General features: G+C 31.7%; 13 protein-coding genes. 12 read left to right on the top strand and 1 reads right to left on the bottom strand.

The features are described 5' to 3' along the window. The first annotated feature begins 274 nt into the window (after nt 1-274). The 6 genes from gpmI (at nt 275) to HMPREF1552_RS01645 (ending at nt 20192) form a co-directional block, all read left to right on the top strand. A complete protein-coding gene (gene gpmI, locus HMPREF1552_RS01670) occupies nt 275-1810 on the top strand; it encodes a 2,3-bisphosphoglycerate-independent phosphoglycerate mutase (RefSeq protein WP_039900954.1) in 1536 nt (511 codons plus the stop codon). 499 nt (nt 1811-2309) lie between these two features. Beyond that, nucleotides 2310-13382, top strand: coding sequence for an autotransporter-associated N-terminal domain-containing protein (locus HMPREF1552_RS01665; RefSeq protein ID WP_021743301.1), 11073 nt, complete (start codon nt 2310-2312; stop codon nt 13380-13382). A 303-nt stretch (nt 13383-13685) separates the two neighbouring features. Beyond that, complete coding sequence (locus HMPREF1552_RS01660) at nt 13686-17063, top strand: DUF4132 domain-containing protein (RefSeq protein ID WP_021743299.1); 3378 nt, start codon at nt 13686-13688, stop codon at nt 17061-17063. A 44-nt stretch (nt 17064-17107) separates the two neighbouring features. After that, the gene (locus HMPREF1552_RS01655; protein WP_021743298.1) at nt 17108-17485 is read left to right on the top strand and encodes a hypothetical protein; all 378 of its coding nucleotides are present in this window, start codon (nt 17108-17110) and stop codon (nt 17483-17485) included. 26 nt (nt 17486-17511) lie between these two features. Beyond that, nucleotides 17512-18489, top strand: coding sequence for an FAD:protein FMN transferase (locus HMPREF1552_RS01650; protein WP_021743297.1), 978 nt, complete (start codon nt 17512-17514; stop codon nt 18487-18489). After that, on the top strand, nt 18477-20192 hold the full coding sequence (locus tag HMPREF1552_RS01645) for a ClC family H(+)/Cl(-) exchange transporter (protein WP_021743296.1): 1716 nt from the start codon (nt 18477-18479) through the stop codon (nt 20190-20192). Before HMPREF1552_RS01650 ends, HMPREF1552_RS01645 begins: the two co-directional genes overlap by 13 nt. Before the next feature lie 71 nt (nt 20193-20263). Here HMPREF1552_RS01645 and glpK read toward each other — a convergent pair whose 3' ends face one another. Beyond that, nucleotides 20264-21775: a glycerol kinase GlpK gene (gene glpK, locus HMPREF1552_RS01640; protein WP_021743295.1), complete on the bottom strand. Its 1512-nt coding sequence runs from the start codon at nt 21773-21775 to the stop codon at nt 20264-20266. Between the two features lie 134 nt (nt 21776-21909). Between glpK and HMPREF1552_RS01635 the strand changes: the two genes are divergently transcribed. The 6 genes from HMPREF1552_RS01635 (at nt 21910) to HMPREF1552_RS01610 (ending at nt 25951) form a co-directional block, all read left to right on the top strand. After that, nucleotides 21910-22173, top strand: a complete 264-nt coding sequence (locus tag HMPREF1552_RS01635; protein ID WP_021743294.1) for a SemiSWEET family transporter — start codon at nt 21910-21912, stop codon at nt 22171-22173. Between the two features lie 120 nt (nt 22174-22293). Continuing rightward, on the top strand, nt 22294-22926 hold the full coding sequence (cbiE, locus tag HMPREF1552_RS01630; protein WP_021743293.1) for a precorrin-6y C5,15-methyltransferase (decarboxylating) subunit CbiE: 633 nt from the start codon (nt 22294-22296) through the stop codon (nt 22924-22926). Nucleotides 22927-22958: 32 nt separating this feature from the next. Continuing rightward, a complete protein-coding gene (locus HMPREF1552_RS01625; protein WP_021743292.1) occupies nt 22959-23738 on the top strand; it encodes a hypothetical protein in 780 nt (259 codons plus the stop codon). Between the two features lie 47 nt (nt 23739-23785). Then, entirely contained in the window at nt 23786-24349 is a 564-nt protein-coding gene (rsmD, locus tag HMPREF1552_RS01620; RefSeq protein WP_021743291.1) for a 16S rRNA (guanine(966)-N(2))-methyltransferase RsmD, read from the top strand. 23 nt (nt 24350-24372) lie between these two features. Then, nucleotides 24373-24594: an exodeoxyribonuclease VII small subunit gene (xseB, locus tag HMPREF1552_RS01615; RefSeq protein ID WP_018451160.1), complete on the top strand. Its 222-nt coding sequence runs from the start codon at nt 24373-24375 to the stop codon at nt 24592-24594. A gap of 466 nt (nt 24595-25060) precedes the next feature. Then, nucleotides 25061-25951, top strand: coding sequence for a polyprenyl synthetase family protein (locus HMPREF1552_RS01610; RefSeq protein ID WP_039900953.1), 891 nt, complete (start codon nt 25061-25063; stop codon nt 25949-25951). The last annotated feature ends 18 nt before the right edge of the window (nt 25952-25969 follow it).

The following is a 25969-nucleotide window of genomic DNA, read 5'->3' as shown; positions in this document are numbered from 1 at the left end:
CTATTTTTCTTCTAACGAAATTTTGCTTATTAAATAAAGAATTAAAAATAATTGTTCATAAGTGAATTAAAATGGCGATTGATTTTCCTTGCTTTATAAAAAAGAAAAAATATATGAATTATAGAAAGAAAATCCATTAACAATAATTTTTTCAATAGGTATATAAAAAAAGAAAGAGAAATTTTTTATTCAAATTCCTTGATAAATTTAGAAAAAATCTGTATAATAGACATAGGAAAAGAAAGTTATTTAAAAAATGGAAGGAAGAAAGATTATGAAAAAAAGACCAGTAGTTTTAATAATTTTGGATGGATGGGGGATGAATCATCACGATAATGAAGTTGATGGAGTAAAATTGGCTCATCCAGTTAATTTTAACAATTATCTTAAAGAATACCCTCATACTGAATTGAGAGCAGATGGAGAATTTGTTGGGCTGCCTGAAGGACAGTTTGGAAATTCTGAAGTTGGGCATACAAATATTGGTGCTGGAAGAGTAGTTTACCAAATGTTGCCAAAAATCTCAAAAGCTATTAAAGAAGGTACAATTTTAGAAAATAAAGTGTTATCAGATATTATGGAAACTACAAAAGCTAATGGAAAAGCTTTACATATTACAGGATTAACTTCTGATGGTGGAGTTCACTGCCACATTGACCACTTAATTGGGTTAGTTGATATGGCTAAGAAAAAAGGACTTACAGAAGTTTATGTTCATGCGATTATGGATGGAAGAGATACTGCCCCTGAAAGTGGAGTAGAGTACTTGGCACAATTGCAAAAAGCATTGGATGAACTTGGTGTAGGAAAAATTGCTACAGTTGTTGGAAGATATTATGCAATGGACAGAGATAACAACTGGGACAGAGTGGAACTTGCCTACAATGCCCTAACTTCTGGAGAAGGAAACTTGGCGGCTACTGCTGATGAAGCAATCAGAAATTCTTATGCAGAAGGAATTACAGACGAATTTGTAAAACCTGTTAAAATCGGTTCAAAAGACAATGGATTAATTAAAGATGGAGATGGTGTAATTTTTGCAAACTTTAGACCTGATAGAGCTAGACAATTAACTAGAACATTTGTTGACCCTGAATTTAATGGATTTACAAGAAAAGTTTATCCTAAAGTAAACTTTGCTACAATGGCTCAATATGATGCAACATTCAGTTCACCAGTGGCATTCCCGCCTGAAACAATTATAAATGGATTTGGGGAAGTTGTATCAAAAGCTGGATTAATTCAAGTAAGAACAGCAGAAACTGAAAAATATGCACACGTTACATTCTTCTTCAATGGTGGAAAAGAGGAGCCATATCCAGGAGAAATCAGATTGTTATCTGATTCACCAAAAGTTGCAACTTATGATTTACAGCCTGAAATGAGTGCTTATGAAGTTAAAGAAAACTTAATTAAAGAATTAAATACTGGAAAAGTTGACACAGTTGTATTAAACTTCGCAAATCCTGACATGGTTGGACATACAGGAAATGTTGATGCTGTTATTCAAGCTTGTCAAGCAGTAGACAACTGTACAGGACAAATTGTAAGAAAAGTATTGGAACTTGATGGTGCAGTATTAATTACAGCAGATCACGGAAATGCTGACTTATTAGTAAATCCTGAAACTAAAGAACCTCATACAGCACACACTGTAAATCCAGTTCCGTTCATTTTCATTACAAACGATATGAAAGATGCAAAATTGAGAACAGATGGAAAACTGGCTGATATTACTCCAACAATGCTTGATTTATTAGGATTGGAAAAACCAGCTGAAATGGATGGAAGCACATTAATTATAAAATAATAGTTTTATAATTAAAAAATAATTTTAAAGACAATATAAAAACAGTATATTTAAATAAATCTCTCTAAATTTATATAAAAAAGAGAGATTTTTTTGTTGTAATGGAAATAAAAAAATGTTATAATACTACGAAAAATAATTTCAAATTTTAGATTTGAAATGTATTTAGACTCCTTTAAAATCTAAATAGTAAAGTAGTTTTGGGATTTGAATAGAATAGTTTTTGAATTTGATTTTAAGGTAGTTTTATTAGCAAAAAATTAAATAACATAATTTAGAAGCCAATCAGTTTAAAAATATCATAAATTTATATATTTAATGGTATTGAGAAAATAACAGTTTTAGATATGATTGGCTATAATTATGGATAGTAAAAAAATTGTAATTATTACAGAGTAATAAAGATTTAAAATTTAGAAAATAGATAATTAGTATGAATAAAAGCTGATTGGTTATCTAAAATTGAAAAAAGAAAAATATAAAAAGGAGAATTTAGAGTATGAGTAACAATTTAAAACAGGCAAAAAAAGATTTAAAAGCCTTTGCTAAAAGGGCTAAGAATGTCAAGTACACGGAATCGTTGCTATTCACGTATCTAATAACGGGGATGATAACTTTTTCAATTGGAGTGAATACATCTTCAAATGTGCTTTATGAACGTGCAAACAAAGAGCTTATAATGTCAGCTGACAAAACACGTACCGCCATAAAGAAAGCTAAAAAAGAAAATGAAGAAACGATAGAAGAATTGAATCTGGAATTAATTCAGCTGATGGAACAGGGAGACCATGTTGTAAAATCAAAATGGGAATCATGGCAATTTGGATCAAATACTTTTATGTCAAAGAATAATGGAGCTTACAAAGGAAGAGGAGATAAGGCTTCAAAATATCCTTTTGAGGGAATTTATAGACGTGGAAACTGGGGAGAAACTGGAGCTTTGTCAAATAGAAGAAGAGCTGTAAATCCACCAATTAATTCATCATCTGTAGGATCAACATCTTATGGGTTAGCTTCATTATTACACGTTCAAGAGCCAGAAGTAGAAATTCAAATAATGGCAAATGTACGTCCAAAATCTGTTTTAAAAGAAGAAATAACAATTACACCACAGATTGATATGCCAAGGGAAGTGGTAAGACCATCAATCAGCTTGAATGTTAACACGCCTCTGGAAGCACCTGTGTTAACATTGCCTAGACTGAATCCAGTAACTATCAATGTTCCAAATCCACAGGAACCTGATACACCACCAACAGTAACTGCACCAAATATCACAATGAATTTGTCAACGCCATCAATCAGTCTTAATATTGAGCCGCCACAGTTGAACATGGAAATAACGCCGCCAACACCTACAGTAAATACTTTGACAATAACACCTCCAGGAGTTTCAGAAGTTAGTACAATTACCGTGAATAAGCCATCAGCACCAACAGTAAATGTTCCAGGTATATCAGTAAGTACAATAAATTTTGAAGTTCCAAGGTTGGATGCATATGGAAATAACCAAGGAACTACAATGACACGACAAAATAGAAATTTAGATAGTAAAACTTATAAATTGTCTGAGGCACCATCAGGAAAGCAAAATGGAATTATAGAATACATTACTAATTCTGGTGATTTCACTACAGCAGATGACACTATTATGATTGTTGATATAGCAAAGAAAAGAGCAGTAACATTGGATCCAGGATTACCAACCTCAAAGCCAGGATATCCTAATCCTGTGGAATGGGATGGAACATCTACTAAAACTGAATATTCTTTTGAAAACAAAGGAACTATTTATTTAAAAGTTGCACAAACTGCTGGAATAGAAGTACAACCAGATACTCATAATAGAGACATGAAAGTTACAGGTATAAATAGTGGAACTATTGAAGGAGAGGATAATAAACAAGTAGCTCTTTTGTTTACAGATGAAGATTCTAAGGCAGGCAATAAACATACGCTAAAAAATGGAAAAACAGGTATAATAAATATGGCTGGAAATAATTCAGCAGGATTTGCAACTAGTAATTTTGTAGGGAGTCCTACTGGTAATGTAAATAATCAAAAAAGTTGGGAAATGACAGCTATAAACGAAGGAACTGTAACTTTAAATGGAAATCAAAGTCATGGTATGGTTGTCACTAAAATTGAAAATTTACCTGGTAAAAAAGATGGTTCAGGAAACTTTGTTCCAACTGCTCCAAAATATGAATTAGCAGGAGATTCTAAGTTTGAAAATAATGGGATTATTAATGTAAACGGTAATGATTCAGGTGGAATGACTATTCTTGATAAAGTTCCTAGAGGAGCAACTAATAATAAAGAAATAAATATAACAGGAAATAATTCATTTGGACTTTATTCTCAGGATGTTTTTAATTCAAATTTAACTAAAGTTGTGGCTAATGAAACACCAATAGTTAATAGTGCTTCTGGAACAATTACTATAAAAGGTAATGCAACTAGAAGTATGGGGATAAGAGTTGGGAATAATAAAGGTAACTCAACTGGATTAAAAAATGAAGGAACAATAACCATTGAAAGTGGTGCTGGTGAAAATATTGGGATATTTTCTGAAACTTCTGTAATTAATAATGAAGGAACAATAGAAGTAAAAGGGAATAAAAATATTGGAATGCTATTGAAAGAAACAAAATCTAACACAAGTGATCCTAGTGGAAATAAGAAAAAAATTACTGTCGAGGGGACTAATGGTTTTGGAGTCATGTTAATTGACAACGATGCTTCAGCTGAATTTAATAACTATGCTAATGCTGAAATAACTGCCACAGGATCTAATTCTATTGGTTTATATATAAAAAATTCTATTGCTACAAATAAAAATGGGGCAACTATTTCAAGTACAAAGTACCATGCAGTAGTTCAAGATGGTGGAACGTTTACGAATGAAGGTACTGTTTCTACTGATGCTGGTGGAAAAGTAGCACTATTTACTGAAAATGGAATATTTACAAACACATCTGATGGAGTAATTTCGGCTAAAAATGGTGGAATTACTATGTTTGTAAAGAATTCCCAAGGAACTGTATCTGGGAAAATTAATGTTGGAGATTCAACAAAGAATGATACAGGAATAGGAGTATACATGGATGCCGCCTCAACTAAGACAGTAACATTTAACGGAAATGCAGAACTTACTTTGGGGAAAGGTACGGTTGGATTGTATGCAGAAGATGCAGATAAGTTTGGTACAGGATTTGCCATAAGCGCTTTAAAGACTAGTGTTGGAGATGGAGCGGCATTAGCTTATTTTGGCTCTACAGGAACAGGAACTATAAGTTCTGGAACTTTATCTAACTTGACAGTGCTTAAAATGGGTGCTAAATCAACACTTCTTTATGGAGATACAGGATCGAAAGTAAAAGTTGATGATGATATTGACATGACAACATATTCAAATGTTGATGAAACAGCTCAGTTTTTAGTATCTAATCAGGGTACTGCTACAATTAATAGTGGAAAAACGATTAAATCTAATTTGAAGACTACAGTTTCAGGACTAAGTGGAGCTAATATAAAAAATGAAGGTACAATTGATATGACAGCAACTGAGGAAGCTGTAGGTATTTATTTAAAGGCATCTACAGGAACGAATGAATCCTCAGGAACAATTACTGTGGGAGAGAAAAAATCAATTGGGATTTATGGAATAGAAAATTCTACATTGAAAAATAAAGGTACAATTGAGACAAAAGATGAAGCTTCTGTAGGGATGCTTGGAGATAAAAGTACGATAGAAAATGCTTCAGGGGGAACTATAACTACGGAGAAAGAAAAATCGGCCGGAATTTATGGAGCTAATGAATCTACAATTAATAATGAAGGTACAATAACTGCCAAGGAAACTGAATCAGCCGGAATTTATGCAGATGACAGTCAAGTTACAAATGCTTCAGGAGGAACTATAAGTACTGAAAAAGGAAAATCGGCCGGAATTTATGGTGTATTTTCAAAAACAAACAAAATTGAAAATTCAGGAACTATAAATGTAGGAACAGCATCTTCTCCAGGTAGTGAAACTCAAGGAGTGGGAATCTATGCCCAGTTAAAAGCAGGAGCTACAGGAAATTTAACCGTAGAAAATAAAGATAAGATAGAAATCAGCATAAAGGATTCAATTGGGATTTATGCTCAGAATGAAACTGGAGATGATAACAAAATTGTTGTTACGAATGAAAAGGACATTGTCTCAACATCAAATGCTGACGGAGCAATTGGGATAATGGCGAAACAGTCTAAAGTTACTAATGCGGCTGCAGGTAAAATAGAGCTGGAAGGAAAAACATCTGTAGGAATTTACGGAACAGTTAAGTCTGTACTTCAAAATCTTGGAACTATTCATCTTAAAAATACAGCAAATGACTCAAAATCAGTCGGAATGCTGTCGGATGGAAAAACTATCACGAATGACGGAACTATTAAGATGAGCGGTGGTGCCTCTGCCGGACTGCTTGGTAAAAATGGAGCTACAGTAACAAATAATACAAGTGGAACTATTACAGTAGAAGGGCAAAAATCAGCTGCAATCTATACTGAAAATTCTACACCTGTAAATAAAGGGACAATAAATGTTGAAGGTAAGGAATCAGCAGGAATATTTGCAAAAAATACTGATAATAAGGACTATACTATCGAAAATACAGGAACAATAAACTTAAAGGGGACTGCAACACCTCCTGGAACTCAGTCAGCTGGAATATATGCTGAACTTGGTTCTGGAGCAGGAAAAACAACAGTGTATAATAAAAACAGTGTAGTTGTTGGGCAAGAAAGTTCTGTTGGAATATATATTAAAAATAATTCAGGAGACAGAAATAAAGGAAAAGCCATAAATACAGGAACAATCGATCTGGATGTTGATAGTACAGTTGGAATTTTTGTTGACAAGGCGATTGGAGAAAATGAAGGCGTTATAAATGTGAAGAAGAAAAATTCGGCAGGAATGTATGGAAGCAATGATTCTGAAATAACAAATAAAAAAAACATAGTTATTTCAAGTGAAGATTCGGCAGGAATGTACGCGTTAGACTCAAACGCGATGAATGATGAAAATGCGAAAATAACGATAAACGGTTCTTCAGGAGCAACTAGCGGATCGGCAGGAATGTATGGGAAATTGTCTAAAACATCGACTAGCAATTACACAATACTGAATAAAGGGGCAATTGAAATTGAAAGTGTAACGAAGAATGTTGGAATTTACGGTGAAGTTGAGAAAAGTGCAACTAGCAAACTGACATTGCAGAATGACAAGGATATAAATATTGCCGTAGGAAGCAAGCAGTCTGTAGGAATGTTTGCAGTAAATGATGAGGACAATGACAAGGATAAGCTGGAAGTAGTCAACAATGATAATATTACTGCAAAATCCGAAGAATCCATAGGAATATCAGCTCAGAAAAGTACAGTTAAAAATGCTGGAACTATCACAATGGAAGATAAGAAATCAGCCGGAATTTATGGAAGCAAAGGATCAAAAGTAACGAACGAAAAAGAAATAGAAATAAAGGAAGAAAAATCAGCCGGAATATATCTTGAAGACAGTGATGCTGTAAATGCTGAAAATGCCAAAATTACAGTTCATAAAGGAGAATCAGCTGGAATTTATGGTAAATTTACGAGTGGATCAAAAGCTGATAATACTATTGAAAACAGCGGAGAAATTATACTTAAAACTGGAACTGGAAAGAAAAGCGCAGGTATCTACGGGGAGCTTGAAAGTACAGCCGCTAAAAAGCTGACAATAAGTAATAAAAATAAAATAGAAGTCGATATGGAAGAATCTGTTGGAATATATGCTAAAAATGGAAAATCTTCAAAGACAGACTTAGTTGCAGAAAATGAAGGAATAATTGAATTAAAGTCGAAAAAGGCTGTTGGAATGCTAGCTGATAAATCTGTAGCTAAAAACAAGAATGAAATTAATATTTCTAATGAAGAAGCTACAGGAATGTATGGAACAAACGGATCAGAAGTGACCAATACATCGGATGGTACAATAACAATAGAAGCACCTAGTTCAGGAAATGATAGTAAATCAACAGGAATCTATGTTACAGAATCAGGTACAAAAGGTGTAAATGATGGAAATATCATTATAAAAGGTAAAAAAGGTACTGGAATGCTAGCTACTAAAAATGCTGAAATTATAAATAATGAATTGATTCAAGGACCTTCAGATTCAGTAGAATCTGTAATTGGAATGTATGGTGTTGATAATGGAACTAAAGTAATAAATGAAAAAAATATTGAATTGCATGGACAAAAATCAACAGGAATATTTTCTAAAGATGACGCTGAAGCTAAAAACAAAGGAACTATAATATTAAAATCTACATCTAAGAATTCTGTTGGAATGTTTGGTTCATCAAGTGCTTCAGGAAAAACTATCAAACTGCTAAATGCAGGAATGATTGATATAGAATCTGAAAGCTCTACAGGAATGTTTACAAAGAATAAAGGAGATTTAGGAGATTCGACTGTGGAAAATAAAGGAACAATTAATTTAAAGCAAAAGAACACAGTAGGGATTTACACTCCAAAATCTGATATAAAGAAAGTAGGGAAAATAAACCTGAATGATGATGCGGATTCATCTGTTGCGGTATATCTTTCGGATGAAGCTAAAGCTAATACATCAACAGGAGAAATTGATCTGAATGAAAAATCACAAAATCAGGTTGCCTATTATGTAAAAGGAACAACAGCGACAGATACAGGAAAGCTCTACGGAGGAAACATCGGAAAGATAAAAGGATATGGAGTTGGAGTTTATCTTGATGGAGGAACTCTGGATGCAAACACATCTAAACTTGACTATACTGCCAATGGTAATACAGGAAAAGGAATAATCGGACTTCTTATGAAAGGTAATGCTGATATTACAGCTTATACAGATGAAATAAAAGTTGGAGATTCAGTACTGAGTCCCGATGGTTCAAATGATTTCTATGCAATCGGAATATATGCTGATGGACAACAGGCTAAAAATATGACTGCGAATATAACAGCAGGTAAAAATGGGGTTGGATTGTTTGCTGAAAATAAAAGTAACATCACTTATGCAGGAACAATGAATATTGGAGATGGAACTACAGCTGGAACAGGAATCTATATTGGAAATAGAACAGATGGTAAATCTGCTTCAACAGTAATAATTGCAAGCGGAGCTGATATAAAACTTAACGGTAAAAATGGAGTTGGTGCCATAGTTACAGGTGGAGCAACTGCCAACTTTGAGTCTGGAGCAAAAATTGAGTTTGGTGGAGATGGAGTAGGTATTTTTGGACAAAAGGGTGCAATTATTAATGATAACGGAGGAACACTTGTTACAAATGGACATTCTGTAGAAAGAACAAGAATAACAGAAGGAAGCTCAATTACATCAAGTGATTTGACAATAGCTAACGGAAACGCTCTTGAAACAGGAAATATTCTTTCTCACGTTATTAATGGAGAAGCTATAATACAATCAGGAGTAACTGTTGAAGCCAAACCAAGTTCAAAAAATATTATTGGACTTATGGCAGATGGTAATAAGAATCCTGGGTTAACTTGGGTAGGAACAGCAGGATATGAAGCTGAAAATAAAGGAAAAATTGATCTTTCAAACGCAGTTACAAGTACTGCGATGTACCTTGATTCTTCAAGAGGACTTAATACAGGAGAAATTATTATAGGAGACAAATCTACTGGAATCTATGGAATTTATAACAAGACAACTGCAAACTACAGCGGATCGACTACCAAAAATATTGGGACAATAACAACTGCAGCAACTTCTAAAATTGAAGTTGGAGATGGATCTGCAGCAATTTATTCTGTAGGATTTGATAAAGTTGAAAATAAAGGTGAGATAACAGGTAAAGAGAAATCTGTGGGAATTTATGCGACAAATGCCCCAGCAGACGGTCATAAAGCAATAACTATTGTAAATAATGGAGATATAACGCTAGATAAAGGTTCGGCAGGAATATATGTTTCTCCTAAGACAGCAACTTCAGGAGCCTCAAAAGTTACAAATACTGGAAACATTACAATTGGAGATTCCATTGTGAATACTGTAACTGGAAAAGTGGAAACAACTTCGGTTGGAATGTATGTGGAACATAAGACTACTCTTGATACGACAGGAGACGTAAAAGTTGGAAATAAAGGATTTACATTATATGGAAATGATTCGACAATAAATGTGAATGGCGGAAACTATGACTTTTCAGACAGTGGAAGTCTTGCCTACCTTGAAAATAATGCGACACTTAACTACAACAATAGCGGGACATTGACAACATCTTCAGAACCAATGCTGTTCATCATTGACAGTAAGGCAAAAATGAATGACAATGATATCATCGTAACTTCCAAAGGAACAGGAATTTATATGAACGGAGTATCTGAATTTAGCGGATGGAATGAGATAACATTGAATAATGGATCTACAGGTATTTATGTAGATAATTCATCGGCTACTATTACAGGTAAAAAAATAACGGGAATATCTAATAAGGCAAAAGGAATTGTTTCAATAAATTCTAATGCAGTAAACAATGCAAATATGGAATTTTCAAGTGATGATTCGATTGGAATTTTCTCGCAGAATAAATCGACATTTGTGAAAGCAATTGTAAATAATGGAAATATAAATATTACTGGAAAACGTTCGATTGCAGCATATCTGGAAGGTACCATGGAACAGTCGTTTGAAAATACAGGTACAATAAATGTTGATAAGACCACAACTTCTGTAAAAAATGATTCTACAGTTGGAATTTATGCACAAAGTGGCTTTAAAATCAATATAAAGAACAGTGGAAAAATAAATGTTGATGAAGCTTCGTTTGGAATATACTCACTTAGTGAAGATGGAAATGTGGAAACTACAGCAAGTTCTGAAATAAATGTAGCTGATAAGGCAATTGGTGTGTATAAAAAAGGAGGAACTGCTAATTTAGGCGGAAAAATAAATGTAGCAGATCATACAGCGACAGAAGTGAATAGTGAACCTGTAGGAGTTTATGGAACAAACGGAGTAGTAATAACAGATAATACATCTGACTTCGTTGTTGGAGATAAATCTTACGGCGTGATTCTTGCAAATCCTGGATTTAGCAGAACGAATGTTTATTCAAATTCTTCTTCAACAAATGTTACTCTAGGAAAAGAATCAACATTTATTTATACTGAAGGTAAATCAGAAGTTACAAATAATGCTACTATTACATCTGGAATAAATAATGGAATTATAGCAATATATGGAAAAGATGGAGCAAATATCCTAAATAACGGAACAATTGACTTATCGCAAGGAATTGGAAATCAAGGAATTCTTGTAACAGGGACATCAAATGCTATAAATAGAGGAACAATAAAAATAGGAAAAACTGATAAATCTGATCCAGATAATATTATTTACGGAATTGGAATGGCGGCTATTGATGGAGCCTCTGTAACAAATGAAAGAGATATTTATGTTTCAGGAAATTTAAGTATTGGAATGTATGGGGATAAGAGCGGCACAACTTTAAGAAATAATGGAAATATTTATCTTGATGCTTCTGGAGCGACTTCAACTGACAAAATTCAGACAATGATGGGAGTATTTGCGAATAATGGTGCAACATTTGTAAATACAGGAACTATAACTACAGTTGGATCGTATGTAGGTAACAGTAACGTTCAGGGACTTGTGGGAGTTGCTGTATTAAATGGAAGTACGTTGGAAAATTATGGAACAATAAACATTGATGCAGATAATAGTTATGGGGTACTTATAAAAGGTACAGAAAGTAACAAATCCGTGATTAAAAACTATGGAAATATTAATATTAGTGGACTTAGATCTTATGGTGTCCGTTATGATGGAAATTCAAAAGGTGTAACTGGAAATGATCTTCCAATAGGAGATGATGCAATACCTGCCAATACATTACCTGCGATAAATTCAGGAGCTGGAAAAATAACTTCATCAAATGGAGCTGAAGATTACTATGCTCCTAAAGATCCAAGCAAAACTATTGGAGGAACGGGAATTGTGCAGTTGCCTGATGGAAGATTGGCAATCCAAAGAAACGGAGTAATATTAGATGAAAATCAAGTTCAAGTAATAGACTATACAACTCCAACAGTAAATTATGCATTATCAAATTTTGGAGTATATGTGGATACACTCGGAAGAACAAGACCGATTAATCTGGATGGAGCAACTGATATTGGAATAAACAGTGATCTTCTGATAGGAACAGAGTTTTCTGTACTTACAAATAAGAAAGATGTAATAATAGGAAGACAAATACTGCAGCCGTTTCTTGATCAGATAAATGCTGGAATCTTTAACTTCACACCATATTCAGCTTCACTAACGTGGATGGCAACACCTGAAGTAAATCCGGCAACACAGCAAATTACACGTGTACTTATGACAAAAATTCCTTATACAGCTTTTGTAAGAAGAAATGGAAATGAATTTAATTTTGCTGACGGATTAGAGCAGAGATATGATGCTAATGCTCTTGATTCAAGGGAAAAATTAATATTTAATAAGCTGAATACTATAGGAAACAATGAAGAAGTTCTATTGGCACAAGCATATGAAGAAATGATGGGACACCAATATGCAAATGTGCAGCAGAGAATATTTTCAACTGAAAATCTTTTGAACAAGGAATTTGACTATTTAAGAAACGAATGGGATGCGAAGTCAAAAAATTCCAATAAAATAAAGGCATTTGGAATGAAAGGAGACTACAAGACTGATACTGCAGGAGTTATTGATTATAAGAATAATGCCTATGGATTTGCCTATGTACATGAAGATGAAACTATAAGGATGGGTGAATCAAGTGGATGGTATGCAGGAGCAGTTAAGAATAAATTCGACTTTAGCGATATTGGAGGTTCAACAGAAGAGCAATCCATTGTAAAAGCTGGAATGTATAAATCAATACCTATTGGAGATGATCATAATAATGGGCTAAACTGGACTATTTCAGCAGAAGGATTCGTGGGGAACGGAGAAACTAAGAGAAAATTCCTTGTAGTTGATGATATCTTTGAAGCTAAATCTAACTTCCATTCATATGGAACAACTATAAAAAATGAAATTAGAAAAAATATTAGAGCAAGTCAGAGAATAAGTATTTCACCATACGGAAGCTTAAAGCTTGAATATGGAGGATTTAGCGGAATAAAAGAGGATATAGGTGAAATGCGTCTGGAAGTTAAATCAAATGACTATTATTCAATTAAACCTGAAGTTGGTGTAGAATTTAAGTATAGCCAGCCACTTGCACTTAGAACAAGATTTGTTGCAAAACTTGGACTTGCTTATGAAAATGAACTAGGACAGGTTGGAGATGTTGATAACAAGGCAAGAGTCCGTTATACAACAGCTGACTGGTTTAACATAAGAGGCGAGAAGGATGACAAACGTGGAAGTGGAAAAGCCGATCTTAATATAGGAATAGAAAACACAAGATTTGGTGTAACAGTAAATGCTGGTTATGATACAAAAGGTAAGAATTTAAGAGGTGGAATTGGATTTAGAGCAATCTACTAATTTAAGTTTTAATCTTATTAAAATAAAGTTCAAAAAAAGATTTATAAAGGGAGAGTTATTTCAGAATAAATGGAATAACTCCCTTTTTTATATTTTTTCTAAATTTTCAAAAATTAAGAATGAAAAAATATTAAAAATGTAGTATAATATTAAATAAGTAAAATGTCGCAATTAATATTGCAATTTATGAAATTAAAAAAGTAAAGTTAATTCTAATTAATTCGGTGTTGAAGAAATTTGGATTTAAACTGAATAAAAGATATTCTTGAGAAGAAAGAGCTATTGGATGGAGGATATTTTATAATGGTTAGGGATGTAATGATTGAAGATGAAGCTGTTAAGGTACAAATAAAGATTATATGTGAGGAAATCAGGGGATTCTTGAATGGAAGTAGAGAGCTTAGGGGAAGAGTTTTTCGAAATGTTTTGCAGCAGATTAACGATTCTCAAATGAGAGAAGTGATGGAAAAAGAGGGCTTTCTTGAAACAGAAGAAGGGAAGACATTATTAAAATATTTTGAGTATATGTATAGTAATTTTTCTGATGAGCTTATTAAACAGTTTTTAAATTTTCCGCTAAAATACAAAATCTTTAAAATATTGAATTTTTCAGCTGAGTTTGTTAAGAGAGATTTTGAAAATAATTTAGAAATAAAGGATAAACAGCTCTTTTTAAAAAACTGTAAATATTTTTTGAAATATTTTGAAAATCTGGCTAATGAGTATATAGAAAATTATTTCTTGTATTCAGATAATTTCTTGCTAAAACTGGGAATTATTATAATTATTAGAAACATTAATTTGAAAAATGAAGAAGAAATAAAAAAACTGGATACTATTTTTGTAAATTACATAATGTACAAAATTGATAAATATAATATAAATATAATATTTGAAAAACATTTAGATAACAATGGATTTAGAAAATATGTAAAAAATATTAAAAGTCTAAATATAGGAAGAATCAGAAAATATATGGAAAAGATATTTTTTGATGTAATAAAAGAAAATGAAAGTGTATCGAAAGTCGTGTTTCAAGGGACTAAATTACTTATTATGGTTTCAGAGGTAGAATTTTCTTCAACAAACAATAATTACTACTATAAGAATAAGATATTCGAAAAATTAAAGAAAAACTTTGAAAAATATTCTTTTTCTCAGAAACAGAAACTTTATTTACTTGTTAATTATGGCATGAGTATTATTTTTGAAAATTTTAGAGATTCACAGAAAATGTATGAGCTTCTAGCAGAAACAATAAGGGAAAACTCTGAGAATGCAGTTGAGTTTATTCGGGATAATCTTAATGAAGATAGAATAAGTTATTCATTTTTACTACATTTTCTTATAAAAGAAAATCTAATTAATGAGAGACTAAAAGATGAGCTTCTAGAAAAATCTGAGGATATGATGATACAGAAATTGAAGGAAATATTTGATACCAGAGTCTGGAAATGGGATAAAATAGAGCTAAAAAATCTCGAATTTTTGAGAAAAGATAAAAATGAATGGGAAAATATAAGGGTAACATGTCTTGGAGTAAAATCTAGAAATATTCTTGTCTCAAAGGATAAAATAGTATTTTCACTTTTAAAATATTCCAAAGTTTATAGGAATATCTTCCAGTTTTTCATAAACTGTGTTGAAGGAGTCGAGTTATTTAACAATATATTCGATAGGTTTAGTATAGTTTATGAAATTAAGGATTTGCGTGAGATACTTGATGAAATGTGGAATTATGAACTTTCTATTAACTTTATAAATAAAAAATATTTTGAATATATTGAAAAATCAAACTGTAATAACTATAACAATAAAATTTGGATAGAATTTCTTCACGAGCATGAGGAAGAGTTGTATAGAAGCTTTCATCAGGATATGATTTCTGAAAAAAATACAGAAAACTATGTGGAAATTCTTTATATCAAAAATAATACATTCAACTATAATCAGCTTCCTTGCCTTTTAACCAAATCGAATCGAAATACTGCATATAAGATTGAAAAAATTCTAAAGGATAAGCAGGAAACAAGAGAAGAGATCGAAAAGCTGTTAAAAACTGGAATAGAGGAGATTGCACTAGAAACAGCAGGTAATCTTGTAAGATATTGGAATAATGTACAGGCAAGGAAAAAGTTGGAAAATCTGTCAAATCCAAGGGGAATTCTTGAATATGTTGAAAGTTTGTATCTTCCAAAGCATGAAGAAAATGCGGTATTTAGCAAAGAAATTGACTACCATTCAGTGAGAATGAATGATAGCAATGAAAAAATTCCTGCTAATCTTTTGAAACTATATATTTCAGAATATATCTTATTGAATGAAATAAAATCTGTTGAAGTATGTAATAAAATTGAAAAGATTGTTCATAAAGGTGATTTAAGAAGATTCGTAGAAAAAATTTTTGAGAAATGGAAGGATCTTAGATTTAATCCCAAATATAAAAATCTTTTTATTCCATTGATATTGACTGCTGATATGAAACAGCTAGATGGAGTATCGATAATTATCGATATACTTGTAAGTGAGTATAATAAAGTTGCAGTTGCGGCTTATGGTATAAGGGCACTTTCTTTGCGGAAAGAGATAAAAGAGACAGGAATACTTATAAAAAGCTTTATTGCAAACTACAAGGACAAACGAATAAAATCAGCTGCAAATGAAGCTCTTGACATGATTGCTGAAAACAAAGGTATAAGTCGAGATGAGCTAAATGATATCCTTGTACCTGATTTTGGATTTCAAAATAACAGAGTAAGGATTCTTGATTACGGAACAAGAAAAATAAAGGTTGAGATTGATGCTTTCTCAAATCCGTCTGGAATAGTTATTTATGATGAGAATGGAAAAAAATTAAATATGTTACCAAAAGCAAATAAAAAGATTGGAGATATTGAAAGCATAGTTGAAAAATATAGAAGGGAAATTAAATACATAAAGAAGCAGCTGAAAGAAATTTATATCTCTCAAGAGATTAATCTTATAAAGGCTCTTTTCTCACAAAGAAAATGGAAAGTGAAAAAATGGATGGAAATATTCATACATAACCCTGTAATGCAAAAATTTGCAATTCAGCTAGTTTGGGAGGAAATTGATCAAGATGGTAATTTAGTCAATACGTTCAGATATTCTGGAAATAGAAGCTTTTTAGTTTCTGATGAGACAGAACATGAACTTGATAGTAAAAATAATATAAAGCTTGTTTATTTTCCTGAAATTTCTCAAAGTGAAATAGAAAAATGGAAAGAAAATTTTAGAAAAAATAAAATCATACAGCCAATAAGTCAGTTAAATATGCCTATTTATAAAATCACAGAAGAAAAACAGAAAAATAAAGAAATTGTAGATTATAATGTAAAGGAATTTTCTGTAAATATATTTAGAAAGAAAAGTCCAAATTTAGGATTTGAGATTAATTATGAAAATAATGGAACAGGTTATGGAAGCCATTATTTAGATAAAGAAACGGGAATAAGCATATTAATTATAACAAGTCCATTTTTTTTAGGAGAATATTCAAAGAAGCTAAAAATAGAAAAAATATTATTTTTAAAGTCTGATATAGAAATATGCTATGAAAAATCTCTTGAAAGCCAGGAAATAATTCCGTTGGATATAAAGGAAGTTCCAAAAAGATTGTTAAGTCTGGCATGTCTAATGGCTGAAACTTTAACTAATTAAAAATTTTTGAATAAAAATTAAAAAAATAATAAGGAGAGAAAAATATGAATGGAAAGAAAAAGATAATATTATTTTTGGGGGCAGTTTCGTTAATTGCCTTTGGGAACTATAAGCAGTTTTTAAAAAATAAAGCAGAAACTGTGGCAAAAGAAAATAATAATGAAAAAGCTGCAGCATCAGTTGGAAATGTACAAAAGCAAAATTCTCAAAATAAAGAAGCTATGGCAGAAGTAAAATCTGTTCAACAGCCTCAACAACCTATTTCACAGGCACAAGATAAACCATCTAATCCAAATTCACAAAATCTAAATGAAAAAAAACCTGAAACTAATCAAAATTCAGATGAACAAAGAAATAGTGGCGATTTAAAAATGGATTCAGATGTTAAAGACAAGTTTAAACTTGATACAGCAAAAAAATAATGCATAGAGTGTGAACAGGTGAAAATATGATGTATAAAGTTCAAGTGCGTTCATTATTTCATTCAGACATAAAAATTAAAATACCCGAAACCTATGATGAATCAGTTTTTGATGAACTGTTTGGAATTTTGGAGGATGTGAATGAAAAATACAATTCCTATTCAGAAAATTCGGATATTGATAAAATTAATAAAAATAACGGGCATTTTGTAAAAGTAAACGATGAAACTGTCAAAATTTTGAATAAAATTATTCATTTATCAAAAATTATTGGTGGAGAGTATGATATTACAATAATGCCTCTTATAAGACTGTGGGGTTTTTATAAACAAACCCCCATTTTGCCATCTTTTGATAAAATAAAAAAAGCGAAAAGGCTTGTAGATTATAAAAAGATAATTATTGATAAAAAGAAAAAGCGGGTAAAAATTGAAAAGAATCAGGAAATTGTAACAGGTTCATTTATAAAGGCGTATGCAATAGAAAAAATGGTTCAGGAAATGAAAAAAATTGGGATAAAGGACGCAATTGTAAATGCTGGCGGAAGCAGTATTATTGCAATTAATGAATGGGGGATTATTGCTGAAAATCCTGAAGATGAGAAGGAAATATTAAGAAATATAAATGGAATGCCTGTAAGAATAACAAAATATGAATGTAATGAAGAAAATAAAGATAATGATTTATTTGAAATAAAGATAAAAGATACAAGTTATTCCACATCTAATCAGAAAAATACATATCTTTTGATAAATAACGAAAAATACGGACACATTATAAGTCCTAAAACTGGATTTCCATCTCAAAATAAACAAGTTGGAGTAATTACAAAAAGTGCTTTTTTTGGAGATATTATTTCGACAGGACTATATAATCAGACACCACAAAAATTTTATGAAATTATGGAAAAACTATCTAAAGAGATGGATATTTCAGGATTTTTGATTAATAATATAGGAAAGATATTTTATTTTAATATGGAAAAATATTTTTGTGGAAAATAAAAAAGGAAGAAGGAAATAAAATGGCAAAAGATGTTTTACATGAGCTAAGAGATATAAATTCGTTAAAGTCAAGGAGAAATAATGTAATACTAATATTCCTGTGTTTTCTAGTAGGAATTTTTTCTGGAATTATCGTGGGGACATATACATTAATATTAAAAAAGATGTCAATTTTTAGAGAATTTTTTACAACAAATCTAGAATTTTATAAAATAGCTATTGGAATAGCAATCTTTATTATTATGGGATTAGCTATACAATTTATGCTTACAAAATATCCATTAATTAGTGGAAGTGGAATTCCGCAAGTTAGCGGACTGCTTACGAAAAAGGTAAAGTTTAGATGGTTTGGGGAACTTATTACAAAATTTGTAGGAGGAATATTAGCAATAGGGGCAGGAATGTCTATGGGTCGTGAAGGGCCTTCAGTGCATTTAGGATCTTTGGTTGGTTCTGGGGTGAAGGAACTTACGAAACGCTCTGAAGTGGAAGAAAAGTATTTGGTAACATGTGGAGCAAGTGCTGGAATTTCCTCAACATTTAATGCACCGCTTGCAGGAGTGATTTTTTCTCTTGAGGAACTTCACAAATTTTTCTCGCCATTACTATTAATCTGTACTCTTGTAGCAAGTGGAACTTCAAATTATGTTTCAAGAATGATTTTAGGCTCACAAACTTCTTTTCAATACAATTTTGTGCTTCCAGAAGGTATACCGTATTATATATTTGCAATTATAACAGTTGTTTTTTGCGTTATAATTACAGTTACTGGAAAAGCATTTAGCTACTTTCTGCTTTTAACTCAAAAACATTATAGAAATCTGAAATTGAATAAATATATAAAAATATCAATATTTATGATAATGGCGTATATTGTAGCAGTATTTTTTAGGGATATTACAGGAGGAGGACATGAACTTATAGAGGAAATGTTTGGAAAAAATGTAATGTTGAAAACAATCATTATAATTTTACTTCTTAAATTCTTTTATACAATGTTTTGTTATGCAACAGGAGCACCAGGAGGAATTTTCTTGCCAATGCTTGTAGTAGGAGCTTTGATAGGAAAAGTTTATGGTGAAATATTGAATAATTATTTTTCAGTTCCAAATGAGATAATTGTACATTTCATGCTGCTTGGAATGGCTGCATATTTTACAGCAGTTGTTAGAGCTCCAATAACTGGAATTACATTAATTTTGGAAATGACAGGTAACTTTTCATATCTTTATATGCTAATAATTGTTTGTACAATAACTTATATTCTTACTGAATTGCTTAAAATGGAGCCAATTTATGAAAGACTTTATTTTAATATGTTTCATAAGCAAATTTTAGAAGAAGATAAGGAAAAGAAAAGGATACAGAAACGTGCTAAAAGATTGGAAATATTAGAAAAATGGTGGAAAAATAAAAAAATCGAAATTGGTATAAAGCCAGACGGGAAAAATGTAAAAGACAAGATAGTAACACTTTTAATTCCTGTTGGAGCAAATTCCGAATTTGACAATAAGATGGTAAAAGAGCTTAAATTACCAGAAAATCTGTTAATCGTGAGCGTACGTAAAGCAGGAAAGGACAGTATCGCACGAGGAGATACATTGATTCAGAGCGGGAATCAGCTTGTGATTATTACAGATTACAGGACGGCACAGGAGTATGCCGGAGAACTGAGAGAGAGAGGAATGAAAATAGTAGATTAAAAAAATAATAAACCAAAAAAAGAAAACAGTGGAATTTTACTTTCACTGTTTTTTGTTGTTTGTTATATTTTTCAATCTTCCTCCCAGCTTTTAGCTTTTTCAACAGCCTTTTTCCAATGGATATAATATTTTTCCCTTAAATTGTCAGGTAAGTCTGGTGTAAATTCCTTGCTTAAACGCCAGTTTTTTTTGATTTCTTCTTTATTTTTCCAGAATCCAACGGCAAGTCCAGCCAGATAGGCCGCGCCTAATGCAGTTGTTTCGATAATTTCAGGACGTAAAACTTTTGTATTTAAAATATTGCTTTGAAATTGCATAAGAAAATTGTTTGCTGTTGCACCGCCATCGACTTTTAGAGAATTTATTTCAATACCTGAATCTTCTTTCATTGCATTTATCAAGTCTTTTGACTGGTAGGCGATGGATTCGAGGGCAGCACGGATTATGTGATTTTTATTCGATCCACGGGTAAGCCCAACGATTGTACCACGGGCGTACATATCCCAGTATGGCGAGCCTAATCCAACAAATGCTGGAACTAAGTAAACGCCACCGTTATCATCGACTTGCTGTGCAAAATATTCTGTATCAGAAGCCTTGTCAAAAAACCTTAATTCGTCACGAAGCCACTGGATAACAGCTCCTCCAATGAAAATGCTTCCTTCCAGAGCATATTCCACTTTTCCGTCAATCCCAATGGCAATAGTTGTAAGCAAGCCATTATTGGATTTTATGCACTTGTTTCCAGTGTTCATAAGCATAAAGCATCCTGTTCCGTAAGTATTCTTTATGTCTCCAGTATGAAATCCAGCCTGCCCAAACAGCGCCGCCTGCTGATCTCCAGCGATACCTGAAATTGGAATGAAAGTACCGTTTTCTTCGCCAATCGTAATTCCCATTCTTGTTTTTCCGTAAACTTCGCTTGAGTTTCTAACTTCTGGAAGCATACTTTCTGGAATGTTAAGCTCCTTTAAAATTTTTTTGTCCCATTCTAAATTTTTTATGTTAAAAAGCATAGTTCTGGAAGCGTTTGTAAAATCAGTAACATGCACTTTTCCACCAGTCAATTTCCATACAATCCAAGTATCAACCGTTCCAAAAAGCAGTTCCCCATTTTCAGCTTTTTCCCTTGCGCCTTTTACATTGTCAAGAATCCATTTCACTTTTGTCCCTGAAAAATAAGCGTCAATTATCAGTCCTGTATTTTCCTTTACATAATCTTCAAGTCCACGGCTTTTCAATTCTTCGCAGATTTCAGCCGTTCGTCTGCATTGCCAGACAATTGCATTATAGACAGGCTCGCCAGTATTTTTATCCCATACGATTACAGTTTCCCTTTGATTTGTAATTCCGATTGCCGCTACATCCTTTAGAGAGATTCCAGATTGTGCGATAACTTCGGTAAGAACGGAACGCTGGCTTGCCCATATTTCCATAGGATTATGCTCAACCCACCCTGGCTGTGGAAAAATCTGCGTAAATTCCTTTTGAGCTTTCTCAATAATGTTAAGATTTTTATCAAAAATAATTGCACGTGAGCTAGTTGTTCCTTGATCTAGAGCGATTATATATTTTTTATCCATAAAAACCTCCTTATAATAAATTATATCTTGAGAAAAATATTTGTCAAATTTTTAATTTGTAAAGCGATGGAATCCGTGATATAATATAAAACATAGTAAAAATTACTAAACTTTTTAAACACAAGGAGGGAAAAATGAACAAAAAGAAAATTAACACAATCGTTGGCTCAATAGGGGCATTTATTGGAGTATTTGTATTCATAACGTATATTCCACAGATTATTGCCAATATAGGTGGACAAAAAGCGCAGCCGTGGCAACCTCTTACTGCCTCAATTTCATGTTTAATATGGGTAATTTACGGATGGACTAAAGAACCTGAAAAAGATTATATTTTAATTGTGCCAAATGCAGCAGGAGTAATACTAGGATTTTTAACTTTTATTACAGCACTTTAATAAAAAATAACTTTAAAAGACTGTGAAAAAAACAGTCTTTTTTCTTTAACTTTTTATTTATATAGGGTATAATAAATACAGATAAAAATAGAAATAATAAAAATTTGTTTAGGAGAGAAAATGAAAAATAAAATAAATGTACTTGGATTAGGACCTGGAAATTTGGACTATACTTTACCAGTTGTATTAAAAGAAATTGAAAATTCAGATGTAATAATCGGTGGAAAACGGCATATTGAAAGTCTTGGAAAATATGCAGAAAACAAAGAATATTGCTATATTAATGCTGATTTACAGCGAGTTCTAGATTTTATTGAAAACAACCGTGCTAAAAAAATGTCATTAATTCTATCAGGAGATACTGGATTTTATAGCATGTTAACATTTATGAGACAGCATTTTAAGGCTAATGAGTTGAATGTAATACCTGGGATATCTTCCATTCAATATATGTTTGCAAAAGTTTCAAATTATTGGAATGATGCTTTTGTATCGAGCGTCCATGGAAGAAATACTGAATATGTGGGAAAATTGCGTGAATTTGGGAAAATTGGACTTTTGACAGATAACAAGAATACTCCACAGAGGATAGCACAGGAAGTTGCTGAAGCTGGAATGAGCGAAGCAACAATATTTGTGGGAGAAAATTTGTCCTATAAAAATGAGGAAATCTTGGAAATGTCAGTAAAGGAAATGATGGTATATGAAAGGGATTTTAAGATGAATGTAGTACTGGTTTTCTTACAAAACTAAAGTGACATATTAAAATTTTAAGGAGGGAAAGTATGGATTATATGATGCCTTCAAGTAAAAAAAGATCGAAGAAAAGTTTGAAAATAATATTTGTAATAATAATATTTTTTGTTTCCAGCATATTATCTTTTTCAGAAAAGTCAGATTTTCTGGCAATTGGAAATCTGAAAATTGTAAGACAGGAACCACTTGTTATTAAAAGTGAGGATTTGAATATTACAATTGAAAAAAATGGAATTGTAAAAGTAAATAGTGTTTATGTATTTCAAAATATTGGAAATTATAATGTGAAATCAACATTTATGTTTTGGCTGGATACAAATGTAGAAAAGACAGGAAAAGAAGATTTCAGCAATAAAAATACAAATAATCGTGGAAAATTTGTGCAGAATATAAAATTTCTTGCTAATCGTAAAAAAGCACAGAATTTACGTGCAGTAATAAAATTTGATGAAAATATTTATCAAAATCAAATTACGGACAATATTCAGCGTGAATGGTTTGCAATTTCAAAAGTAATTCCGCCACAGGAAGAAGGGAAAATTGTTGTCCGCTATGATTTAGTAAATACTGGATTTTCACGGAATAAAGATTTTGTGTATAGCTTTGATTTAGTAGATAACTTTTTTAATAAAAATAAGACAGAAGCTCTGAATATAAACATATATAACAAATCAAACCTGAAAATAAAAAGCATAAACTTTAAAGATTATAAATTTAGAAATGTTAGCAAGAGTAATACAAAAGAATATTATGAACTAGCTGAAAATGAAGTTAATCTAGATGGAAGACTTGTAATAAAATTTAAATAAATCAACTTCTAAAAATGAAAAAATAAAAAACTTGAAAAGAGGAAAAAATGAGAATTGTAGCAGGAACATTGAAAAACAGAAGAATAAAATCAAGGGAAGGAAGAGAAACTAGACCTACGCTTGAAAGAATAAAAGAGGCAATTTTCAGTATAATTGGAGAAAAAGTCGTAGATACAAAATTTTTGGACTTGTATTCAGGAACGGGAAATGTCTCATTTGAAGCACTTAGCCGTGGCGCAAAAAGAGCGATTATGATTGAGGAAGATAAGGAGGCACTCAGAGTAATTATTGAAAATGTGAATCATCTTGGAGTGGAAGAAAAATGTCGTGCCTACAAAAATGATGTTTTTCGAGCGATAGAAATCCTTTCAAGAAAAAACGAAATATTTGATATAATATTTTTGGATCCACCTTATAAGGAAAATATTTCAACAAAAACGATTGAAAAAATATCAGAAGAAAATCTTTTGGAACGAGATGGAATTATAATTTCAGAACACAGCACGTATGAAAAAATGGCGGATAAAATAGGTAATTTTGTGAAATACGATGAAAGGGATTACAATAAGAAGGTAGTTAGTTTTTATAGGTTTGAGGATCGAAAAAAATAAAAAAATAAAGGAGAAAAATAAAAATGGCAGTAAAAAAACAAAGTTATGAAGAAAATATTGCACAAATTGATGAAATTTTGGAAAAATTGGAAAGTGAGGAATTGTCACTAGATGATTCAATTTCTGAATATGAGAAGGCAATTAAACTTATTAAAGATTCCGAGAAATTGCTTGAAGCTGGGGAAGGGAAAGTTATGAAGGTGCTTGAAAAAAATGGAAAAGTGGAAATGGAAGAGTTTGAATAAAGATTAAAGATAGATTTTTTAAAATATTTGAGTTCATACTAAACTCAATCTAAATAGCGAATTTATTACAAACTTTTATAATTAAAGGATATAGATTTAATACTTTCAAATAATTAAAATATAATTTTAATTTTTTAAATATAGTCTAATATAAGCTAAATCGTCGGAGCATTTTTCTGTGCTGACAAAACTGTTTGAGCATAGCGAGTTTTTTGTCAGTGCAGAAAGTGTCGTAGACTAGCCAATAGGTTATTGCGTAGCAATTCTTGCCATAATTTTAATTATTAGGATAAACCTTTATTGCAAGGTAAGGTTTTGCGGCAATGAGCAATCCTACGAAACAAAAAAAACATAGTAATTAGTTGAATGATTGTGAAATAGTTAGTATAAAAATTTATTCCTATTTTCAAAAGGAGTTTAGTATTAGTTTTTAAGTAAAATAAAAATTTGAGTGACGGGGGATAAAATGTTACGGGAATATTTGGAAGAAAAAAAGAAGATTGTGGAAGACAGTCTGATAGAATTGCTTGAGAATTATAGGGGTAAATATCCTGAAAAATTGGCAGAGGCAATGGAATATGCGGTTATGAACGGAGGAAAGCGAATACGTCCTATTTTGATGTATATGATTTGTGATTTGTTTGAAAAAAATAATTATAAAAGTTATGATAAAATTAAGGAAATTGCCGCTGCACTTGAGTTTATACATTGCTATTCACTCGTTCACGATGATTTGCCGTCGATGGACAATGATGATTACAGACGTGGTAAACTTACAGTTCATAAAAAGTATAATGAAGCAATTGGGGTTCTTGTGGGAGATGTTCTTTTGACGGAAGCCTTCGGAATAATTGCAAATTCTAAAAGTTTAGGAGATAAAAATAAGGTTGAAATTATTTCAAAATTATCTGAATATGCAGGATTTTTTGGAATGGTTGGAGGGCAGTTTGTAGATATGGAGTCTGAAAATAAGAAAGTGGAAATTGACACATTAAAGTATATTCACGCTTATAAGACTGGGAAATTGCTAACTGCTGCAATAGAATTACCGATGATTGCTTTGGATATTGAAAGTGAAAAGCGTGAAAAAATGGTAGAATATTCAAAATTATTGGGAATTGCCTTTCAGATTAAGGATGATATTTTGGATATTGAAGGGAATTTTGAGGAAATTGGTAAAAAATCGAATGATGTCCAAAATGAAAAGACGACTTATCCTAGTATTTTTGGACTTGAAAAAAGCAAAAAGCTGCTTCAGGAATATTTGGAAAAAGCAAAAAAGATTATCAAAGATGAATTTGAGGGCAATCAATTGTTTTTGGAATTAACTGATTATTTTGGAAATAGAAAAAAATAAGAAGACTGTAAAAAGAAA

The sequence above is a fragment of the Leptotrichia sp. oral taxon 879 str. F0557 genome (assembly GCF_000469385.1).
GTDB classification, from domain to species: domain Bacteria; phylum Fusobacteriota; class Fusobacteriia; order Fusobacteriales; family Leptotrichiaceae; genus Leptotrichia; species Leptotrichia mesophila.
The sequence above is the reverse complement of the archived record's forward strand: the minus strand, read 5'-3'. Positions and strand labels throughout refer to the sequence as shown.